The organism is Polyangium sp. 15x6, from assembly GCF_029960785.1.
Lineage (GTDB): Bacteria > Myxococcota_A > Polyangia > Polyangiales > Polyangiaceae > Polyangium.
In genome coordinates this window covers 1-14,724 of the sequence record NZ_JASBQE010000105.1, presented here as the reverse complement: position 1 = coordinate 14,724, position 14,724 = coordinate 1, and the positions used below count along the sequence as shown (strand labels likewise).

17 protein-coding genes are annotated in these 14,724 nt (G+C 70.5%); 7 read left to right on the top strand and 10 right to left on the bottom strand.

All coding sequences use genetic code 11. The features are described 5' to 3' along the window. Nucleotides 1-6 precede the first annotated feature (6 nt). Nucleotides 7-1,056 carry an NAD-dependent epimerase/dehydratase family protein gene (locus QHF83_RS43910; protein WP_282424081.1) on the bottom strand — a complete coding sequence of 350 codons (1,050 nt, stop codon included), beginning with the start codon at nucleotides 1,054-1,056 and terminating at the stop codon, nucleotides 7-9. A 48-nt stretch (nucleotides 1,057-1,104) separates the two neighbouring features. Beyond that, nucleotides 1,105-1,857 carry a hypothetical protein gene (locus QHF83_RS43905; protein ID WP_282424080.1) on the bottom strand — a complete coding sequence of 251 codons (753 nt, stop codon included), beginning with the start codon at nucleotides 1,855-1,857 and terminating at the stop codon, nucleotides 1,105-1,107. A gap of 321 nt (nucleotides 1,858-2,178) precedes the next feature. Between QHF83_RS43905 and QHF83_RS43900 the strand changes: the two genes are divergently transcribed. Further along, on the top strand, nucleotides 2,179-2,757 hold the full coding sequence (locus tag QHF83_RS43900) for a hypothetical protein (protein ID WP_282424079.1): 579 nt from the start codon (nucleotides 2,179-2,181) through the stop codon (nucleotides 2,755-2,757). 19 nt (nucleotides 2,758-2,776) lie between these two features. Here QHF83_RS43900 and QHF83_RS43895 read toward each other — a convergent pair whose 3' ends face one another. Next, nucleotides 2,777-3,133 (bottom strand): hypothetical protein, encoded by a 357-nt coding sequence (locus QHF83_RS43895; protein WP_282424078.1) that lies wholly within the window; start codon nucleotides 3,131-3,133, stop codon nucleotides 2,777-2,779. A gap of 22 nt (nucleotides 3,134-3,155) precedes the next feature. Here QHF83_RS43895 and QHF83_RS43890 point away from each other — a divergent pair, with 22 nt between their 5' ends. The 4 genes from QHF83_RS43890 to QHF83_RS43875 are packed head-to-tail and all read left to right on the top strand — an operon-like array spanning nucleotide 3,156 to nucleotide 5,977. Beyond that, entirely contained in the window at nucleotides 3,156-3,527 is a 372-nt protein-coding gene (locus tag QHF83_RS43890; protein WP_282424077.1) for a hypothetical protein, read from the top strand. Continuing rightward, on the top strand, nucleotides 3,524-4,165 hold the full coding sequence (locus QHF83_RS43885; protein WP_282424076.1) for a class I SAM-dependent methyltransferase: 642 nt from the start codon (nucleotides 3,524-3,526) through the stop codon (nucleotides 4,163-4,165). Before QHF83_RS43890 ends, QHF83_RS43885 begins: the two co-directional genes overlap by 4 nt. A 31-nt stretch (nucleotides 4,166-4,196) precedes the next feature. Beyond that, nucleotides 4,197-4,997: a type III pantothenate kinase gene (locus QHF83_RS43880; RefSeq protein ID WP_282424075.1), complete on the top strand. Its 801-nt coding sequence runs from the start codon at nucleotides 4,197-4,199 to the stop codon at nucleotides 4,995-4,997. Continuing rightward, a complete protein-coding gene (locus QHF83_RS43875) occupies nucleotides 4,994-5,977 on the top strand; it encodes an iron ABC transporter permease (protein ID WP_282424074.1) in 984 nt (327 codons plus the stop codon). Before QHF83_RS43880 ends, QHF83_RS43875 begins: the two co-directional genes overlap by 4 nt. Here the strand turns inward: QHF83_RS43875 and QHF83_RS43870 are convergent. The 7 genes from QHF83_RS43870 to QHF83_RS43840 form a co-directional block, all read right to left on the bottom strand. Next, complete coding sequence (locus tag QHF83_RS43870) at nucleotides 5,974-6,666, bottom strand: glutathione S-transferase family protein (protein WP_282424073.1); 693 nt, start codon at nucleotides 6,664-6,666, stop codon at nucleotides 5,974-5,976. The two genes, QHF83_RS43875 and QHF83_RS43870, sit on opposite strands and share 4 nt — an antisense overlap. Before the next feature lie 41 nt (nucleotides 6,667-6,707). Further along, nucleotides 6,708-7,643 (bottom strand): hypothetical protein, encoded by a 936-nt coding sequence (locus QHF83_RS43865; protein WP_282424072.1) that lies wholly within the window; start codon nucleotides 7,641-7,643, stop codon nucleotides 6,708-6,710. Then, nucleotides 7,643-9,616, bottom strand: coding sequence for a c-type cytochrome (locus QHF83_RS43860; protein WP_282424071.1), 1,974 nt, complete (start codon nucleotides 9,614-9,616; stop codon nucleotides 7,643-7,645). The genes QHF83_RS43865 and QHF83_RS43860 overlap by 1 nt, the downstream gene beginning before the upstream one ends. A gap of 269 nt (nucleotides 9,617-9,885) precedes the next feature. After that, entirely contained in the window at nucleotides 9,886-10,284 is a 399-nt protein-coding gene (locus tag QHF83_RS43855; protein ID WP_282424070.1) for a (deoxy)nucleoside triphosphate pyrophosphohydrolase, read from the bottom strand. A 61-nt stretch (nucleotides 10,285-10,345) separates the two neighbouring features. After that, nucleotides 10,346-11,386: an FHA domain-containing protein gene (locus QHF83_RS43850; protein ID WP_282424069.1), complete on the bottom strand. Its 1,041-nt coding sequence runs from the start codon at nucleotides 11,384-11,386 to the stop codon at nucleotides 10,346-10,348. 157 nt (nucleotides 11,387-11,543) lie between these two features. Beyond that, nucleotides 11,544-12,155: a Holliday junction branch migration protein RuvA gene (ruvA, locus tag QHF83_RS43845; protein ID WP_282424068.1), complete on the bottom strand. Its 612-nt coding sequence runs from the start codon at nucleotides 12,153-12,155 to the stop codon at nucleotides 11,544-11,546. Then, nucleotides 12,152-12,694, bottom strand: coding sequence for a hypothetical protein (locus tag QHF83_RS43840; RefSeq protein WP_282424067.1), 543 nt, complete (start codon nucleotides 12,692-12,694; stop codon nucleotides 12,152-12,154). The genes ruvA and QHF83_RS43840 overlap by 4 nt, the downstream gene beginning before the upstream one ends. 98 nt (nucleotides 12,695-12,792) lie before the next feature. Here QHF83_RS43840 and QHF83_RS43835 point away from each other — a divergent pair, with 98 nt between their 5' ends. Together QHF83_RS43835 and QHF83_RS43830 are read left to right on the top strand one after the other, a co-directional pair. Beyond that, the gene (locus tag QHF83_RS43835) at nucleotides 12,793-13,269 is read left to right on the top strand and encodes a hypothetical protein (RefSeq protein WP_282424066.1); all 477 of its coding nucleotides are present in this window, start codon (nucleotides 12,793-12,795) and stop codon (nucleotides 13,267-13,269) included. Beyond that, the gene (locus tag QHF83_RS43830; RefSeq protein ID WP_282424065.1) at nucleotides 13,266-14,582 is read left to right on the top strand and encodes a LysM peptidoglycan-binding domain-containing protein; all 1,317 of its coding nucleotides are present in this window, start codon (nucleotides 13,266-13,268) and stop codon (nucleotides 14,580-14,582) included. The genes QHF83_RS43835 and QHF83_RS43830 overlap by 4 nt, the downstream gene beginning before the upstream one ends. The last annotated feature ends 142 nt before the right edge of the window (nucleotides 14,583-14,724 follow it).

The window sequence follows — 14,724 nt, the reverse complement described above, 5'->3', positions numbered from 1 at the left end:
CGCAGTCTACTCCACAGCGCTGCCCGGGGAAGCCGCGCGGGAGGCTTGTTGATACGCGGGCGCCTTGCCCGCGAGCTCCGCGGCGTACCGCGAGATCCCTTCGAGCGCGCGCATGCGTGGCGTCCAGCCGAGCTCGCGCACCGCCTTCGACGCGTCGTACACGACGTCGCGCGAGAGGAGCTTCACCACGAAGGGCGTGAGCGGCGGCGTCTCTTTCCGTCCTGCCAGCGAGAAGACCGCCGCGAGCGACTTCGCCGCCGCCATCGCGGCCGGATACGGGAGCGAGAGGCGCGGCGCAGGCAGCTCGGCCGCGCGCGCGATCGCCTCGAACACCTCGCGCACGCTCGGCGGCCGCGCGTCGACCTCGTCCATCACGTTGAACGCCTCGCCTCCGAGATCCCGCCGCTCCGCGGCCCGCAGGACGACGTCGACCACGTGATCGACCCACACGACGTTCAGCGGCGTGCGCCCGCCGTCGACGAGGAGCATCATCCGCTTGCGTAACGTCGCGAGCGCGCGTGGCAGGAAGTTCCGATCGTGAGGGCCGTAGATCATGGGCGGGCGCACCGCGATCACCGAGAGCCCGAGCGCGCGCCCCCGCTCGTGCGCGAGCCGCTCGGCGTGCGTCTTCGTGTCCTCGTAGGGCAAACCGCTCGTGCGCGTCGGCCACGCCTCGGTCACGCGCCCGCGGTCGGGCCTGCCGTACACGGCCACCGACGAGACATGCACCACGTGCGGCACGCGCGCCTCCGCGGCGGCCTCGATCACCGCGCGTGTCCCGCCCACGTTCACGCGCTCCATCTCGGCCGCGTCCGTCGGCTCGCCGACCATGGCCGCCGCGTGCACGACCACGTCCGCGCCGCGCAGCACGTCCGCGAGCGCGGGGCGATCCGCGATGTCGCCGCCCACGATGCGCACGCCGATCCGCGACAGCGCGCGCGCGTCGAGCCGCTCCGGATCCCGCACGAGCCCCGTCACCTCGTGCCCTGCTTCCCGGGCGATCTCGCAGAGCCTTCGCCCCACGCCGCTCGTGACGCCCGTCGCCGCGATCTTCATGGCGCCGAGGGTGGCACGCGTCTCCGCGACCTTCCAGCCGCAGCGCGGCTAGTGCCGCGACGGACGCGTCGTCGGAGCGGGCACGTTCGACGACCGGTCGGTGCGCGGGGGCTCGCCCACTTCGGAAGGCCTACGCGGCGGATCACCGACCTCTGAAGGCCTGCGCGGCGGATCACCGACCTCCGAGGGCCTGCGCGGCGGATCACCGACCTCCGAGGGCCTGCGCGGCGGATCACCGACCTCCGAAGGCCTGCGCGGCGGATCACCGACCTCCGAGGGCCTGCGCGGAAGCTCCTGCGACGCCCGGACATGCGAGCCCGTCGGCAAGGACGAGATGCGATCGCTCCGGTGCGACTCGAGCGCCTGCGGCCTGCGCGGCGCGAGGCTCACGGGCGGCGCTTCGCCGCGCACGCTCTGGCCGCGCAGGTACTCGAGCGCCTCGGCTTCGTCGTGAAAAACCTCGGCGCCCGCGCCGTCCTCGCGCAGGTGGCGCTTGACCTGCAGCGCGCCGACCGCCGTCTTCACGACGATCGCGGCGCCGCGAAACCCTCGAAAGAGCCGGGGCCGAAAGCGCCGCATGGTCTCCTCGAACAGCGGATCGTTGCGCCGCGGCCCCTCGCGGAGATCGATGAGCAGCTTCTTCCGATCGCGCCCGACCTCGTCGAACGTAGCGATCACCGCCTCGAGGTCCTGCTCCATCATCCAGGTGTCGGGGTAATCCCGCGGCGTCCTGCGCATGATGAGGATGTGCCCCGAGCCATCCGTCTCCACGAGGTGATACGGCGTCTCGAGCTCGATCATCGCCCTCCAGCATAAACCGTTTTCGGACGGTGAGCTTGCCTTCCGTGGTAGGGTCCGCCTGCCGAAATGGCGCCTTCACGCCCTTCGCGAGGACTCATGCGACCCATCGAAAACGTGCTCGGCGTGGCCTTCGCGGCCGCCGCGACCCTGGCCTCGATCCTCGGCGTGACGCGCGACGCGCGGGCCTGAGGCGTCGCGCCGGCCGTCGGTCCGACGGGCATCCCCTCCTGCAGCGAAGACGAAGGCGCGCTCCTGCCCCCGAGCAAGCCGGGCGCGCCCGTCGTCAAGCCACGCCCGCGGCTCTACCGCGTCGGCGCGACGGTGGGTTACGCGTGGACAAACCTCGTCTTCGCGGGGAAGTACGACGTCTCCATCGATCGGCGCGCGGCCGTCGCCACGTTCGAGCGCAGGCTCGGCGCCAAGTGGACGCTGCAGCTCGGCGCGGGCGGCATCCTCTGGGGCAGCCTGCGCGAGGGCGCGCGACGTTACGACTTCGGCCCCGGCTGGTCCGCGTCCATCGCCACGTCCTACCGCCTGCTCGACGGCCGCGATCGCTGGCCTTTCGTGATCCTCGGCGCCTCGCTCGCCTTCGCGGGCGCGGAGACACGCGAGGCGCGCTCCGACGCGCCCGCCGTGCCGTACTACGCCGGCGACCTCCGCATCAGCGCGGTCGCGGGAAAGACCTTTTACGATGTGCTCAGCCCCTACGTCGTCGCGCGGGGCTTCGGCGGACCGATCTTCTGGCAGGTCGACGGCGAGGATCGACAGGGGACCGATCGCTACAAGTTCCAGCTCGGCCTCGGCCTCGTGGCCACGTTGCCGATCGGCCTCGACGTCTTCGCGGAAATCATCCCGCTCGGCGAGCGGAGCGTGACGAGCGGCGCGGGTTTTTCTTTCTAGAACCTCCCGCGCCGGTGCTCTAGCCGCACGTGCAGGTGAAGGGATCGATGCACTCGAGGTTCTGGAACGCGCAGTCGAAGACGCACGCGAACGGGTTGCACGCGACGCCGCCGTCGCCCGTGCTGCCGCCAGAGCACGTGCCGCCCATGCAAGTCTGACCGGCCGCGCAATCCGCGTCCGAGCAACACTGCGACTGGCAGACGCACGCGAAGCCGTTCTTCACGTACCCCGAGTTGCAGCTCACGTCGCAGAGCCCCGTCGAGTTGCAAGTCGCGGCGCCGTTCTGCACCGCCGGGCACGGCGTGCACGTGGTCGACGTGAAGCACCCCGTCGCGGGCGTGTTGCCTGCGCAAACGCCGGCGCAGGCATGCTCCATCGGCCCGCACATCTGCCCGCCCGTGCTGCTCGACGAGCTGCTGCTCGACGAGCTGCTGCTCGATGCGCTGCTGCTCGATGCGCTGCTGCTCGACGCGCTGCTGCTCGACGCGCCGCCCATGCCGCTGGGACCGCTCGAGCCGCCTTCGCCGCCTTCGCCGCCATCGCCGAACCCTGGCTGGGTCGCGGTCGCGCAGCCGCCGCCGAGCCACGCCCCGAACCCCAGCGCCATCACAACCAAGCCAAGCCGCTTCGTGCTCACGACGAACCTCCGCGTGCGATGTTCACCCGTTTTTCCCGCAAGTGGAAGCTTCCCCGACCATGACGTCGTGGTACGCCGTGGTAGGACGAATCCCGCCGCGCACGTCGATGCGACGGCGGTGGAGGACCCATGACGCCCATCATTTCGCCCGAGCTGGACGATTACATCGAATCGCATACCCGCCCCCGTCCGGCGCTCTTCGACGAGCTTCGCGAGGTCACGTACGCCTCGACGAAGTCGCCGCAGATGCAGGTCGGCCGCGTCGAGGGCACGTTCTTGAAGACGCTCTGCGCGCTCGTCTCGGCGCGTCGCGTCCTCGAGATCGGCACGTTCACCGGCTTCTCCGCGCTCTGCATGGCCGAGGCGCTGCCCGACGACGGCGAGCTGCTCACGCTCGACATCGACCCCGAGGCGACGCGGATCGCCCGCTCGTTCTTCGATCGCAGCCCGCACGGAAAAAAGATCCGCATCCTGCTCGGCAACGCCCTCGAGACCCTGCGCGCCTTGCCGCCGGGCGGCCCCTTCGATCTCGTCTTCATCGACGCCGACAAGGAGCGCTACGTCGATTACTACGAGGCCGTACTACCGCTCGTCCGAACCGGAGGCCTCATCGTCGGAGACAACACGCTCTGGAACGGCAACGTCCTTTCGCCAAAGGAGCCCTCCGACCACGGCATCTGCCGCTTCAACGACGTGGTCAACGCCGATCCCCGCGTCGAAAACGTCCTGCTCTCGATCCGCGACGGCATGATGCTCGCGCGGAAGCTCTGACCCACCCCGCGGAAGTGGTAAAGGTTCTCCCATGCTGCTCGTCGTCGATGTGGGCAACACGAACATCTCGTTTGGCGTGTTCGAAGGAACGAAGCTCCTTCACCACGTGCGCTCCGAGAGCGCGCGCAGCCGCACGGCCGACGAGTACGCGGTGCTCGTCCGACAGATGCTCGCGCTGCGCGGCGTCGATCCGGACCTCATCGATCACGCCATCATCGCGAGCGTCGTCCCGACCCTGACCGACACGATGATCGAGCTCGTGCGCCGCGCCTTCCGCCGCGAGCCGCTCGTCGTCGGCCCGGGCATCAAGACGGGCATGGCCATCCTGTACGAGAACCCGCGCGAGGTCGGCGCCGATCGCATCGTGAACGCCGTCGCCGCCTACGAGTGGGCGAAGGGCCCCGTCATCGTCGTCGACTTCGGTACGGCCACGACGTTCGACTGCGTGACGCCCAAGGGCGAGTACCTCGGCGGCGTGATCACGCCCGGCGTGCACATCAGCGCCGAGGCGCTCTTCTCCCGCGCCGCGCGCCTCTCCCGCGTGGAGATCACCTTGCCCCCCAAGGTCGTCGGGCGAAACCCGGTGCACAGCATGCAATCGGGCATCGTGTACGGCTACGCGGGCCTCGTGGACGGCCTGTGCAAGCGCCTCGTGGCCGAGCTCGGCTACGCGTGCCGCATCGTCGCCACGGGCGGCCTCGCGCGGCTCATCGCACCGCTCACCGAGTCCATCGAGGAGGTCGACGACAACCTCACGCTCACGGGCCTGCGCCTGCTCTACGAGCGCAACGCGCAGGAGCCACGCGCGTCCGCGAGGGCCGAAGGCGCTTGATCCGCCGTCCGATCCTGCCGGCCACAGCGCTCCTCGTCCTCGTCACCGCCCTCGCGCTCGCCTTCGGCACCGAGCCGATCTCCCTCTCGAACGCCCTCGCCGAGCCCGGCCTCGCGCGCACGATCTTGCTCGACGTACGCCTGCCGCGCGTCGCGCTCGCCGCCATGGCCGGCGCCGGCCTCGGCGTCGTCGGCGCCGCGTTCCAGGCGCTCCTGCGAAACCCGCTCGCCGAGCCGTACGTGCTCGGCGTCTCGGGTGGCGCCGCGCTCGGCGCGACGACGGCCATCGCGCTCGGCCTCGGCGCGACCACGCTCCTCGGCGCCGCGCTGATCCCCGCCGCCTCGCTCCTCGGCGGCCTCGTCGCCACGTCGCTCGTCTACGCCGTCGCGCGTGGCATGCGCGGCGGCGCCTCGGGCACGGCGATCCTGCTCGCCGGCGTGATGGTCAACTCCATGGCCGCCGCGCTCATCACGTTCCTGAAGGCCCTCGTCCCGCCGTCACGCGCGCAGCAGCTCTTGCGCTGGCTCGTCGGCTTCGTGGATCTGCCGCACGTCTCGTCGCTGCTCGCGGCCCTCGTGTACGTGGGCGTCGGATGCATGGTGCTCCTGCTCGACGCGGGGCGCCTCAACATCCTCGTGCTCGGCGACGAGACGGCCGGCACGCTCGGCGTCGACGTGCGCGCGCTCGAGCGACGCACGTTCATCGCGTCCTCGTGTGTCGTCGGCGCGATCGTCAGCTTGACAGGCCTCATCGGCTTCGTGGGCCTCGTCGTCCCGCACGCCGTGCGCCGGCTCATCGGCCCCGATCAGCGCCGCGTGCTGCCCGTCTCGTTCCTCTCGGGCGCGACGATGCTCATCGGCTGCGACCTCGTCGCGCGCCTCGCGTTCCGCTCGCTCGGCACCGAGCCGCCGGTCGGCGCGGTGACGGCGCTGATCGGCGGCCCAGCGTTCCTCGTGCTCCTGCGCCGCTCGGGCGGCTAACCCTGCATCACCCGCGCGAACGCTGGCCGCGCGATACACCGCGCGACCCACGCGTTCACGTTCGGGAACGGGCTCACGTCGATGCCGAAGCGCCCCAGGAAGGGGATCGCCGGCGCGATGGAGATGTCGACGAACGAGAACGTGTTGCCCACGAGGTACTCCTTGCCCTCGAGCGCCTCGTTCAGGATCGCGAGATGCGACGCGAGATCGTTCTTCGCGGCCTCGGCGGCCTTCGGGCTCCGCTCGTCCTCGGGGAAACGATCGAGGCTGTTGCGGAGGTATCGCTGCAGCGCCTCGCCGAACGTCACCGCGCCCCACGCCATCCACTTGAAGGCCTCGGCGCGATCGGGGTTCGGCGGCGGGAAGAGCCCCTTGTCCGTGCCGAAGCGCTCGCCGAGATAAAGCAGGATCGCGAGCCCTTCGAAGATCGGCCGGCCCTCGGCGACGAGCAGCGGCACCTTGCCGTTCGGGTTGAGCGCGAGGTACTCGGGCTTCTTCTGATCACCGGCCGCGAGGTCGAGCTTGACCTTCTCGTACGGAATGCCGAGCTCCTCGAGCGCCCAGTGCACCCGCGACGCGCTCGTCATGGGCGCGTAATAGAACTTGAGATCCATCGCGATCGACCTTCCTCCCTGGGCGCGCGTGGCGCCGCCGCGGCCGAGCGTGTCCGACGTGCCCGCGCGCGGCAAGGGGGTTCGGGAAGGCTCGTGGAGAGGCGTTTGCCGAGGGGTTATTGCTCTTCGGCGGGCTCGGCGATGGGCACCTCGAAGTCCTCGGCCATGTCGTGGGTGCTACTGCTCGCCGTGACGCCATCGTCGTCCTCGGCCCAGCCCACGGATACGCTGAGGAGTGGCTCACGGTCGCGCTTCGTGCGGCTCATGCTCACGCTCACCTGGACCGCGCGCATCACCATGTCGGGCGGGAGCGCCTGGCTCTGCGGCGTGACGACTTGCGGATGGAACGACGGCGCGGGCCTGCTCGGCGAGGGCGCGCGATTCGTCCGGATGCGCCCGGCGGCGACGATCATGGCGCCGTTCTTCGCGGCCCCGTCGAGCCCGATGCGAAGGTGCCCGCACTGCGTGAACCCGATCTGCCCGCGCGGATCCACGTACCCGATCCTCTCCTGCGAAGGCATCACGACCTGGAGCTCGCTGCCCTTGCGAAACCCGTACACCACGTACTTCGCCGGCCCCTTCGCGAGCGTGGTGAGCGGCACGCGTGTCGTCACCACCGGCCGGATGCTCGACGTTCGCGCGTCGAGCCAAGCATCGACGATCACGAGCTCCGCCTCGCCTGGCTTGCGCTCGACGAGGTGCTCGACACGCATCGGCAGCACGCCGCCCACGCGGATGCTCGTCTGCGCCACGCCCGAGGGCGCCACGCCCGGCGGGATCGCGCCCACCGCCACGCAACGGCCGCCTTCGGCGACCACGGTCGCGAACGACTGCTGCACCCTCATCGCGTTCTCGTCGACGCGCACGCCCTCGACGCGCTCGCCCGAGGGAATCGCGTCGGGTGCGTCCTTCGGATGCAACATCTCCGGCACGCGCGCCTCGGGCACCGACGAGAAGCTCGGCGCCCCCGCGGCCTCGGCCGGCGTGCCCGCCACGAGCGCGAGCGACGCCGCCGCGATCGCCACACACGAGCTCTTTGCGAGGCCGCGCATCACAGGCTCCTCATGTAGGCCTCGAGCGCGTCGAGCTCATCCTTCGAGAGGTGCTTCGTGTTGCCCATCTTGCCGTCCGCATCGATCAGGAGCGAACGCAAGGTCGCGTAGCGGCCGTCGTGGAAGTACGGCGCCGTGCCGCCGACGAAGCGCAGCGAGGGCGTGTCGAACGTGGCCGCGACGTCGGCATCGGCGCGGCTCGAAACGTCGTGCGCCGTGTGATCGGTCCACGCGCCGTCCTCGCGGTGGCACGTCCCGCAGCCCGTCTGCGCCGAGTGGAAGATCGCCTTGCCGCGCTGGACGAGCACGTCGTTCGAGTCGTTCCGCGTCTCGGCCTGCGGAGGCCGCAGGCTCGTGGCGAACGCGATCAGCGCGTCGATCTCGCGCCGCGCGAGACCCGCGCCGCCGAGCCGACCGAACGTCTCCGAGAGGTGCGCCTCGACGCTGTCGCCGCGGCCCGTCCATCCGTATGGCGCCGTCTTCGCGAGCCGTCCCGCGAGCATCGGCGTTTGTCGCGGGCCCTCCGGCGTCGCCCACGTCAGCGCGTCGTCGCGCCCATCGGGATGGCAGCTCGCGCAGGCGCGACCGTCGTTCGAGATGCGCGCGTCGCCGCTCACGTGAAAGAGCTTCCGGCCGAGCTCGAGATCGGCCGTCGCCGCCGTCTGCGCTTTGCGCGAGAGCCCGACGCGCACGATCGCAGGCGCGTCCGCCTCGCTTGCCGCATCCTTCGCGCCGAGCGGCGCGATCTGGAGCGTGCGATCGAACTGCGACCACACGACGAGCCGCCGACCCTCCGCATCCACCGCGAGCCCCGTCGGCCCGGCGGTGACCGCGAAGCGACGCCGCTCGGCCCGCTGCGGATCGGCCGCCGCCGCGTCGTACTCGATGACCGTGTCGATGCCGAGGCACGAGACGAAGAGCGAGCGCGACGCCGGATCGATCGCCGCGGCACGCGGGAGCAAGCACGCGGGACGCGGCCGCGCCACGCCCACCATCTGCCGCACGTCCGGCTTCACGTTCACCGACTCGCCGAGCGGCTGCTCGGTGTCCTCGTCGACGACCGCGACCGCCGCGACCTCCGGCGGGTTCATGCCGCCGCTGCCGTATCCCTCCGAGCGCTCCTCGGCGCGCCCCGGATCCACGAGCACCTGCGGCGCGAAGATGCGGCCCGAGAGATCCGTCGACTTCGCGAGCGCGAAGCCCTGACACGCGCGCCGCTCGATCTCCTCGCCGCCGCCGAAGAGGTTGACCTTCCGCCGGAACCCGCCGCTCTCCTCGATCCCGCCCACGTCCACCGGTCGCGCGCGCTTCGCCGCGAGATCGACCACGCTCATCCGCGAGCCCACGACATGCGCGACGAACGCCTTCTTGCCGTCGTCCGAGACGACCAGCGACCGAGGCTCGCGCGGCAGCGGCACCTCGTACGCTCGTCCCATGCTTGTCACGTCGTACGCCGTGAGCGCCGCGCCCCAGGCGCTCGTCACGAGCAGCGTGCCGTCGTCGGGCGTCGTCGCGAGCGCGACCGGCTCGACCGGCGTGGGCACCGTGCACAAGGACGCGAGCGGCTGCGACGGATCCGCCGCCGGCTCGAGCACCTCGATCGCCGCCTTGTCACGGAGCGCCACCACGACGCGACCATCGGCCGAAACGAGAACCTGCGACGGCGTCCCTCCGAGCTGCGTCGTCCCGAGCTCCTTGCCCGTCGCGACGTCGACCGTGTGGATGTTTCCGTCGTCCTCGTCCGCGACGTACGCGATCGTCTTGTCCCCGGCCTTCGCCAGCGCGACCACGCCGCCCTGCCGCGCCCCGGCGAGCGGCTTCGCGCCCACGCCCGGGTGCACGCGCCCGCAGCTCCTCTCCCCGACACCCGGCGCCTTTGCTTCGGCGCCTCCTCGTCCCGTGCTCCCACACCCCGCCGCGAGACCCGCCGTCGCCGCAGCAACCAGACCGATGACCGCAACGCTCTTTCGCATGGCGCCTTCCTCTACGTGTAGGGCTCCGGATCGCCTGCGGCGCCCTCTGCCCCACCCCCCAACCTCCGCGGGATACGTTTGCATTCCCAGCCGGACGCCGGCGCCCGCGGAAGGACCTATGGACGAGCGGCCCCGCCGATCGATTTATGCATCGCGAAAAAAAACTGCGCAGAGGGTGTTCCCCAGGCGTCGCGAGCGGCTCGAGGCTAGGAAGGCCGAGCGAGGCGTACACTGACGCATCGAGCCGCGCAGCAGCCTGGGGGACACCCTCAGCCCATGCCGAGCAGCTTGTTCATGCTCGCTTCGTCGGCGGGCGTGAACGGGTGCTGATCGAACTCCGCGCTCGTGACCCACTTGAACGCGTTCACCGCGAGCGGCGAGGGCTCGCCCGAGGTGATGCGGCACTCGTAGAGGTAGAGGTCCACGACGTACCGCTCGTACGGATGGCTCACGAAGGAGATGAGCTGCCCCGGCTCGACCCCGACCCCGAGCCGATGAAAGACCTCACGCTTGAGCGCCTCTGCATCCGTCTCCGAGTCCTCCACGCGCCCGCCGGGGAACTCCCACAGCAGGGGCAACAAGGCCGTCGGACGGCGCTGCGTGATGAGGTAACGCCCCTCGTGCTCGATGACGGCAGCAACGACGCGAATCGTGCGCGGCGGTTCCATGGCCGACATTCTCCCCCGCCGGGACGCGCGGCGCCAGAAGCCGCTCGCCCGGTGAACCGTCTCAGAACTGAATGTTGATCCGGAAGAGCTGCTGGCCCATCAGCAGGACGTCCCCGTCGACGAGATCCACCTCCGACGAGATCCGGCTGAACGTGCCGTTGGAGCTGCCGAGATCCGTGACGAAGAGCTGGCCCCGCTCGTAACTGATGCGGCAGTGCAGACCCGAGACGTAACCGTCCTCGGGGAAAAGCACGTCCCCACGCTCGCGGCCGAGGTGCAGGCCCGTCTCCGGAATCGGGAACGAGTTGCCCGTCGCGTCCCGGCCGATGATGAGCGCGATGCGACCCACGTAGCCCTTCGACGGGCTGCCGAGCCGCTCCACGCCGTCCGCCGTCGCCGCCATCGCCGAGAGCGCCTCGAAGCGGACGATCTCCTGGCCGATGCGGAACACGTCACCGATGACCACGGCGATCGGCTCGTCGCGGCGCAGCTTGCGGTAGACGCCGTTCAGCGAGCTCTCGTCGCGCACCGAGAGCTTGCCGTTCTTCGACACGAACGTGGCGTGCCGCGGCGAGAGGTAGTTGTCGCCCGCGAAGATCGCCCCGACATCACGGCCGATCGTGAACGTCGACGACGGGAGCGTGTACGAGCCCGCCTCCGAGCCGTCCGCGCGAAGCGCCGTCAAGACGACGGTCATCGCGCTCGAGTTCGGGGCCACGGGCGGCGCCGCGGGCGAGGCCATCGCCGGCACGCTGCCGGGCTTCGGCAGCGTCAGCTTCGCGCCGCACGACGCGCAGAACCGGTTCGTCTGCGCATTCGTGTGCCCGCAGTCCTTGCACACCACCGGCCCCACGGACGGCGTGGCCTGCGCTGCGATCGGCGGATGCACGGCCGCGGGCGTCGGCGGGAATTGCGCCACCGCGCCCTTGGCGCCCATGTCGTCCGTCACGGCTCCGGGGCGAACGGCGGGCATGCCCTGCGGAGGCGTCCCGCCCGACGCAAACTTCTTCGGAGACGCGTCCCGCGGCAGCTCGGAGCCGCAGCCGAGGCAGAACTTGTAGTGGTCCTGGTTCTCCTTGTTGCACTTGGGACAGGTAATCACGCCGCCTCCTCGGGCATTGACGACACCGGCCCAACCGGACCGCGGCGGCGAGCATATTCGGGCCGATTTTTTTTGTCGAGGCTTCTCACGCGGCGCCCCGGCGCGACGCTCGTACGTCGCGCCGGGGGATACGTCGTCGTTCGTCCCGGAGAACGATTTACTTGGAGGAAAGGAGCGCGAGCGCATCGCGCACGAGGTCGCCGAGCGGCTCGGTCTGCACGCGCGCTCCGAGCGCCGTCACCGCGCGCTCGGCCTCGGCCGGTCGGAAGCCCATCCGCGTGAGGGCGCCGTGCAGGAGCTCGGCTTTGCCCTCGGGCGCGATGGCCGCCTTCGCCTCGGCGCCCTTCGCGACGACCGGCGCCGCCGCGAGCTTGCCCTTGAGCTCCAGGATGAGCCGCTCCGCGGTCTTCTTGCCGACCCCGGGCACGGCCACGAGCCGCGACGCCTCGCCGCGCGCGATCGCCGCCGCGAGCTCACCCGCCGGCAGCGCTCCGAGGATCGACATCGCGATCTTCGGCCCGATGCTGGAGACGCCGATCAGCGAGCGGAACGCCGCGCGATCGTCACGCGTCGGGAAGCCGTAGAGGGCGAAGGTGTCTTCCCGGACGTGCGTGTGCACGTACAGGGTGACCACGTCGTCACCCTCCCGCGACGCACGTCCGAGCGCGCCGAGCGGCACCGTGACCTCGTAGCCGACGCCCGCGACGTCGATGACGACGACGCCCTCGGCCGAGTCCTCGACGATGCGGCCCGTAAGCCTGCCGATCAATCCTTCTTCGCTCCCTGCGCGATCCAGCGGCGAACCGTGTCGCGCGTCGCCTGCGGGAGGAGATCGCCCGTGAGCGGCATCGTGCCGCCGCACGCCGCGTCGCACACGACCGCGCTGCACGTGAGCGTGCCGTCCATCTTGTGCATGAGGAAGCTCGTCTCGGGGCTGTTCGGCTCGACGATCTTCATGCCCGTCGCCTTCGTGGCGGCGACGCCGACGTTCTGCGAGAAGATCGCGTCGATCTCCGCCTGCGTCGGTGCCGTCGGGCTGTTCGCCGGGCCGAGGTAAGGCTGACCGGGCTGGCCGGAGACGGCGCCGTGGCACGCCGCGCCGCCGATGCCGCAGGAGTTGCGGAAGATCGGGAGCACGTCACCGGAGAACGTCACCGCGGGGGCCGCCTTGTCGAACGACCCGTAGTCGTAACAAGTATCGTCCCCATTTCCTTCATCGGAACAACCCGCCACGCCGAACGCCAACGCAGCGAGAGAGGCAAGAGCAGCAATCGTCAAGGATACGAGTTTGTTCGAGCGCTTCGACATGGCCCCGACCCTACCAGAATTCCACGCGGGGACAGCCAGGGAGATGGGCCGCTCATCGCTTGGCCCACGCACGCCTTGGGCACTACCATCGCTGCGGCATGCGGTCCCTCTGCGCCCTCGCCTTCGTCCTCCTCGCATCCGGCTGCGCCGGCGGGGGGCAAGACGCCCTCCGCAAGGAGATCGAGGCGCTGCGCCAGGAGGTGGGGCGCGTCCGTGCAGACAACAACCTGCTGACGGCCCGGGTCGAGACGCTCGAGCTCACGAACGCCAAGCTTTCCACGCGAAATCAAGCACCCGCGAGCGCTCCGAAGAGCGCCGAGGACGATCGACCCGCGCTCGACGTCGTGCACCTCGCGCCGACGCCCGAAGGCGGGACGGCGGCGTCGCTCGCGCCGATCGCTGCAGCACAAAACGATGACGACCCGGGCGCATCGAGCGAGCCCGACGACGCACCTCGTCCGATCCTCCGCTCCACGGCCCGGGGCGAGGTGATCAGCCAACCCGCGGCAGCCGCGCCCGCGAGCCCCGCGAAGGTCAAGCGCCCCCTCCCGAGCACCCCGAGAACGGCACCATGAAGGACACACGCGCCCTCGCCCCCGCCATCGTCCTCCTCTCCTTCGCGGCCGCGGGCCACGCCGGCGCGCAGGAAGGCTCCGAAGGCGCCCCCGCGCCGGCGACCGGCGCGCAGGTCACGGTCGTGCAGGTGCCGCAAGCGGCGCCGCCGCAGACGCAGGTCATCGTGCCGGGCTACCCGCAGCCAGGCTTCAATCCCGACGCGCATCTGCCTTCGAGCTCGCGCTCGTCGTCCGACACGTCGCGCTCCGCGGACGGCTTCGATCTGCTCCCCGATCCGGCGTCGAGCGAGACCGTGCGCGGCACGGCGAACGGAGGTTTCGTGCTCGAAGGGCAGCACGTGCCGGAGATCCACAGCGTGCGCAACGGCGACACGCTCTGGGACATCTCGAGCCGCTACTACAAGAACCCGTACAGCTGGCCGCGTCTCTGGGCGCAGAACCCGCAGATCCAGAACCCGCACTGGATCTACCCCGGCGATCAGGTGCGCCTGCGCGACGCCAGCGACGTGGGCCTGCCGGCCATGCAGCGCATCGCCGCCGGTCGGCGCAAGGTCGCACCGCAGACGATCTTCCTGCGCGACACGGGCTGGCTCGACGACAAGAAGGACGATGTCTGGGGCGAGATCAACGGCAGCCCCGCAGACAAGATGCTGCTCAGCGCAGGCGACGACGTGTACGTCAAGCTCGACGAGAACCACGAGGTCGCCGTCGGTCAGCTTCTCACGATCTTCCGCCCCCTCGTGACGAGCGGCGACGCCGCGCAGAAGGGTCAGCTCGTCTCGATCCGCGGCACGCTGCGGGTCGACCGGGTCAACACGCAGACGCGCATGATCCGCGGTCGCGTGGTCGAGTCACTCGACACGGTGGAGCGAGGCGCAAAGGTCGGCCCCGTCGACCGAAGTTTCGTGGTTATCCCGCCCGTGACGAGCGTGGATGACATCGAGGCGAAGATCGTGGCAGCGCTCTACCCACACGCGTTCTACGGGCAGAACCAGATCGTGTTCCTCGACAAGGGCGAGAAGGAAGGCGTGAAGCCAGGCATGCGCTTCTTCGCGTTGCGCCGCGGCGATCGCTGGCGCCACACGCTGCGCGGCGCAGGTAAGTTCGCAACCGTGCGCCCCGTCATCGAGGACGATCGCCCCGCAAAAACAGAAGACTTCGCGCCGCCCGGCGACGAAAACCTCTTCCCGGACGAAACCTACGCCGAGCTGCGCGTGGTCAAGGTCCGCGAACACACGGCAACAGCGCTGGTGACAGCCTCGTCCCACGAGATCGAACGCGGCTCGTTCGTGACGGCACGCAAGGGGTACTAGGGCGCGCGCGGGGCTTTGCCCCGCACCCCAGCAGGGGGCTGTCCGCCCCCTGCACCCCGGACCAGCGCAAGCGCTGGACCCGGGGTCGATGAACTGCGCGATGCGCAGTTCATCGAACAGGCCGTGGCAAGACCACGAGCGG

Excerpts from the sequence above, each read along its gene's own strand:
- QHF83_RS43910 (WP_282424081.1), bottom strand. The coding sequence starts at position 1,056 with ATGAAGATCGCGGCGACGGGCGTCACGAGCGGCGTGGGGCGAAGGCTC.
- QHF83_RS43905 (WP_282424080.1), bottom strand. The coding sequence starts at position 1,857 with ATGATCGAGCTCGAGACGCCGTATCACCTCGTGGAGACGGATGGCTCG.
- QHF83_RS43895 (WP_282424078.1), bottom strand. The coding sequence starts at position 3,133 with ATGGAGCATGCCTGCGCCGGCGTTTGCGCAGGCAACACGCCCGCGACG.
- QHF83_RS43885 (WP_282424076.1), top strand. The coding sequence starts at position 3,524 with ATGACGCCCATCATTTCGCCCGAGCTGGACGATTACATCGAATCGCAT.
- QHF83_RS43880 (WP_282424075.1), top strand. The coding sequence starts at position 4,197 with ATGCTGCTCGTCGTCGATGTGGGCAACACGAACATCTCGTTTGGCGTG.
- QHF83_RS43865 (WP_282424072.1), bottom strand. The coding sequence starts at position 7,643 with ATGCGCGGCCTCGCAAAGAGCTCGTGTGTGGCGATCGCGGCGGCGTCG.
- QHF83_RS43860 (WP_282424071.1), bottom strand. The coding sequence starts at position 9,616 with ATGCGAAAGAGCGTTGCGGTCATCGGTCTGGTTGCTGCGGCGACGGCG.
- QHF83_RS43855 (WP_282424070.1), bottom strand. The coding sequence starts at position 10,284 with ATGGAACCGCCGCGCACGATTCGCGTCGTTGCTGCCGTCATCGAGCAC.
- QHF83_RS43840 (WP_282424067.1), bottom strand. The coding sequence starts at position 12,694 with ATGTCGAAGCGCTCGAACAAACTCGTATCCTTGACGATTGCTGCTCTT.
- QHF83_RS43835 (WP_282424066.1), top strand. The coding sequence starts at position 12,793 with ATGCGGTCCCTCTGCGCCCTCGCCTTCGTCCTCCTCGCATCCGGCTGC.
- QHF83_RS43830 (WP_282424065.1), top strand. The coding sequence starts at position 13,266 with ATGAAGGACACACGCGCCCTCGCCCCCGCCATCGTCCTCCTCTCCTTC.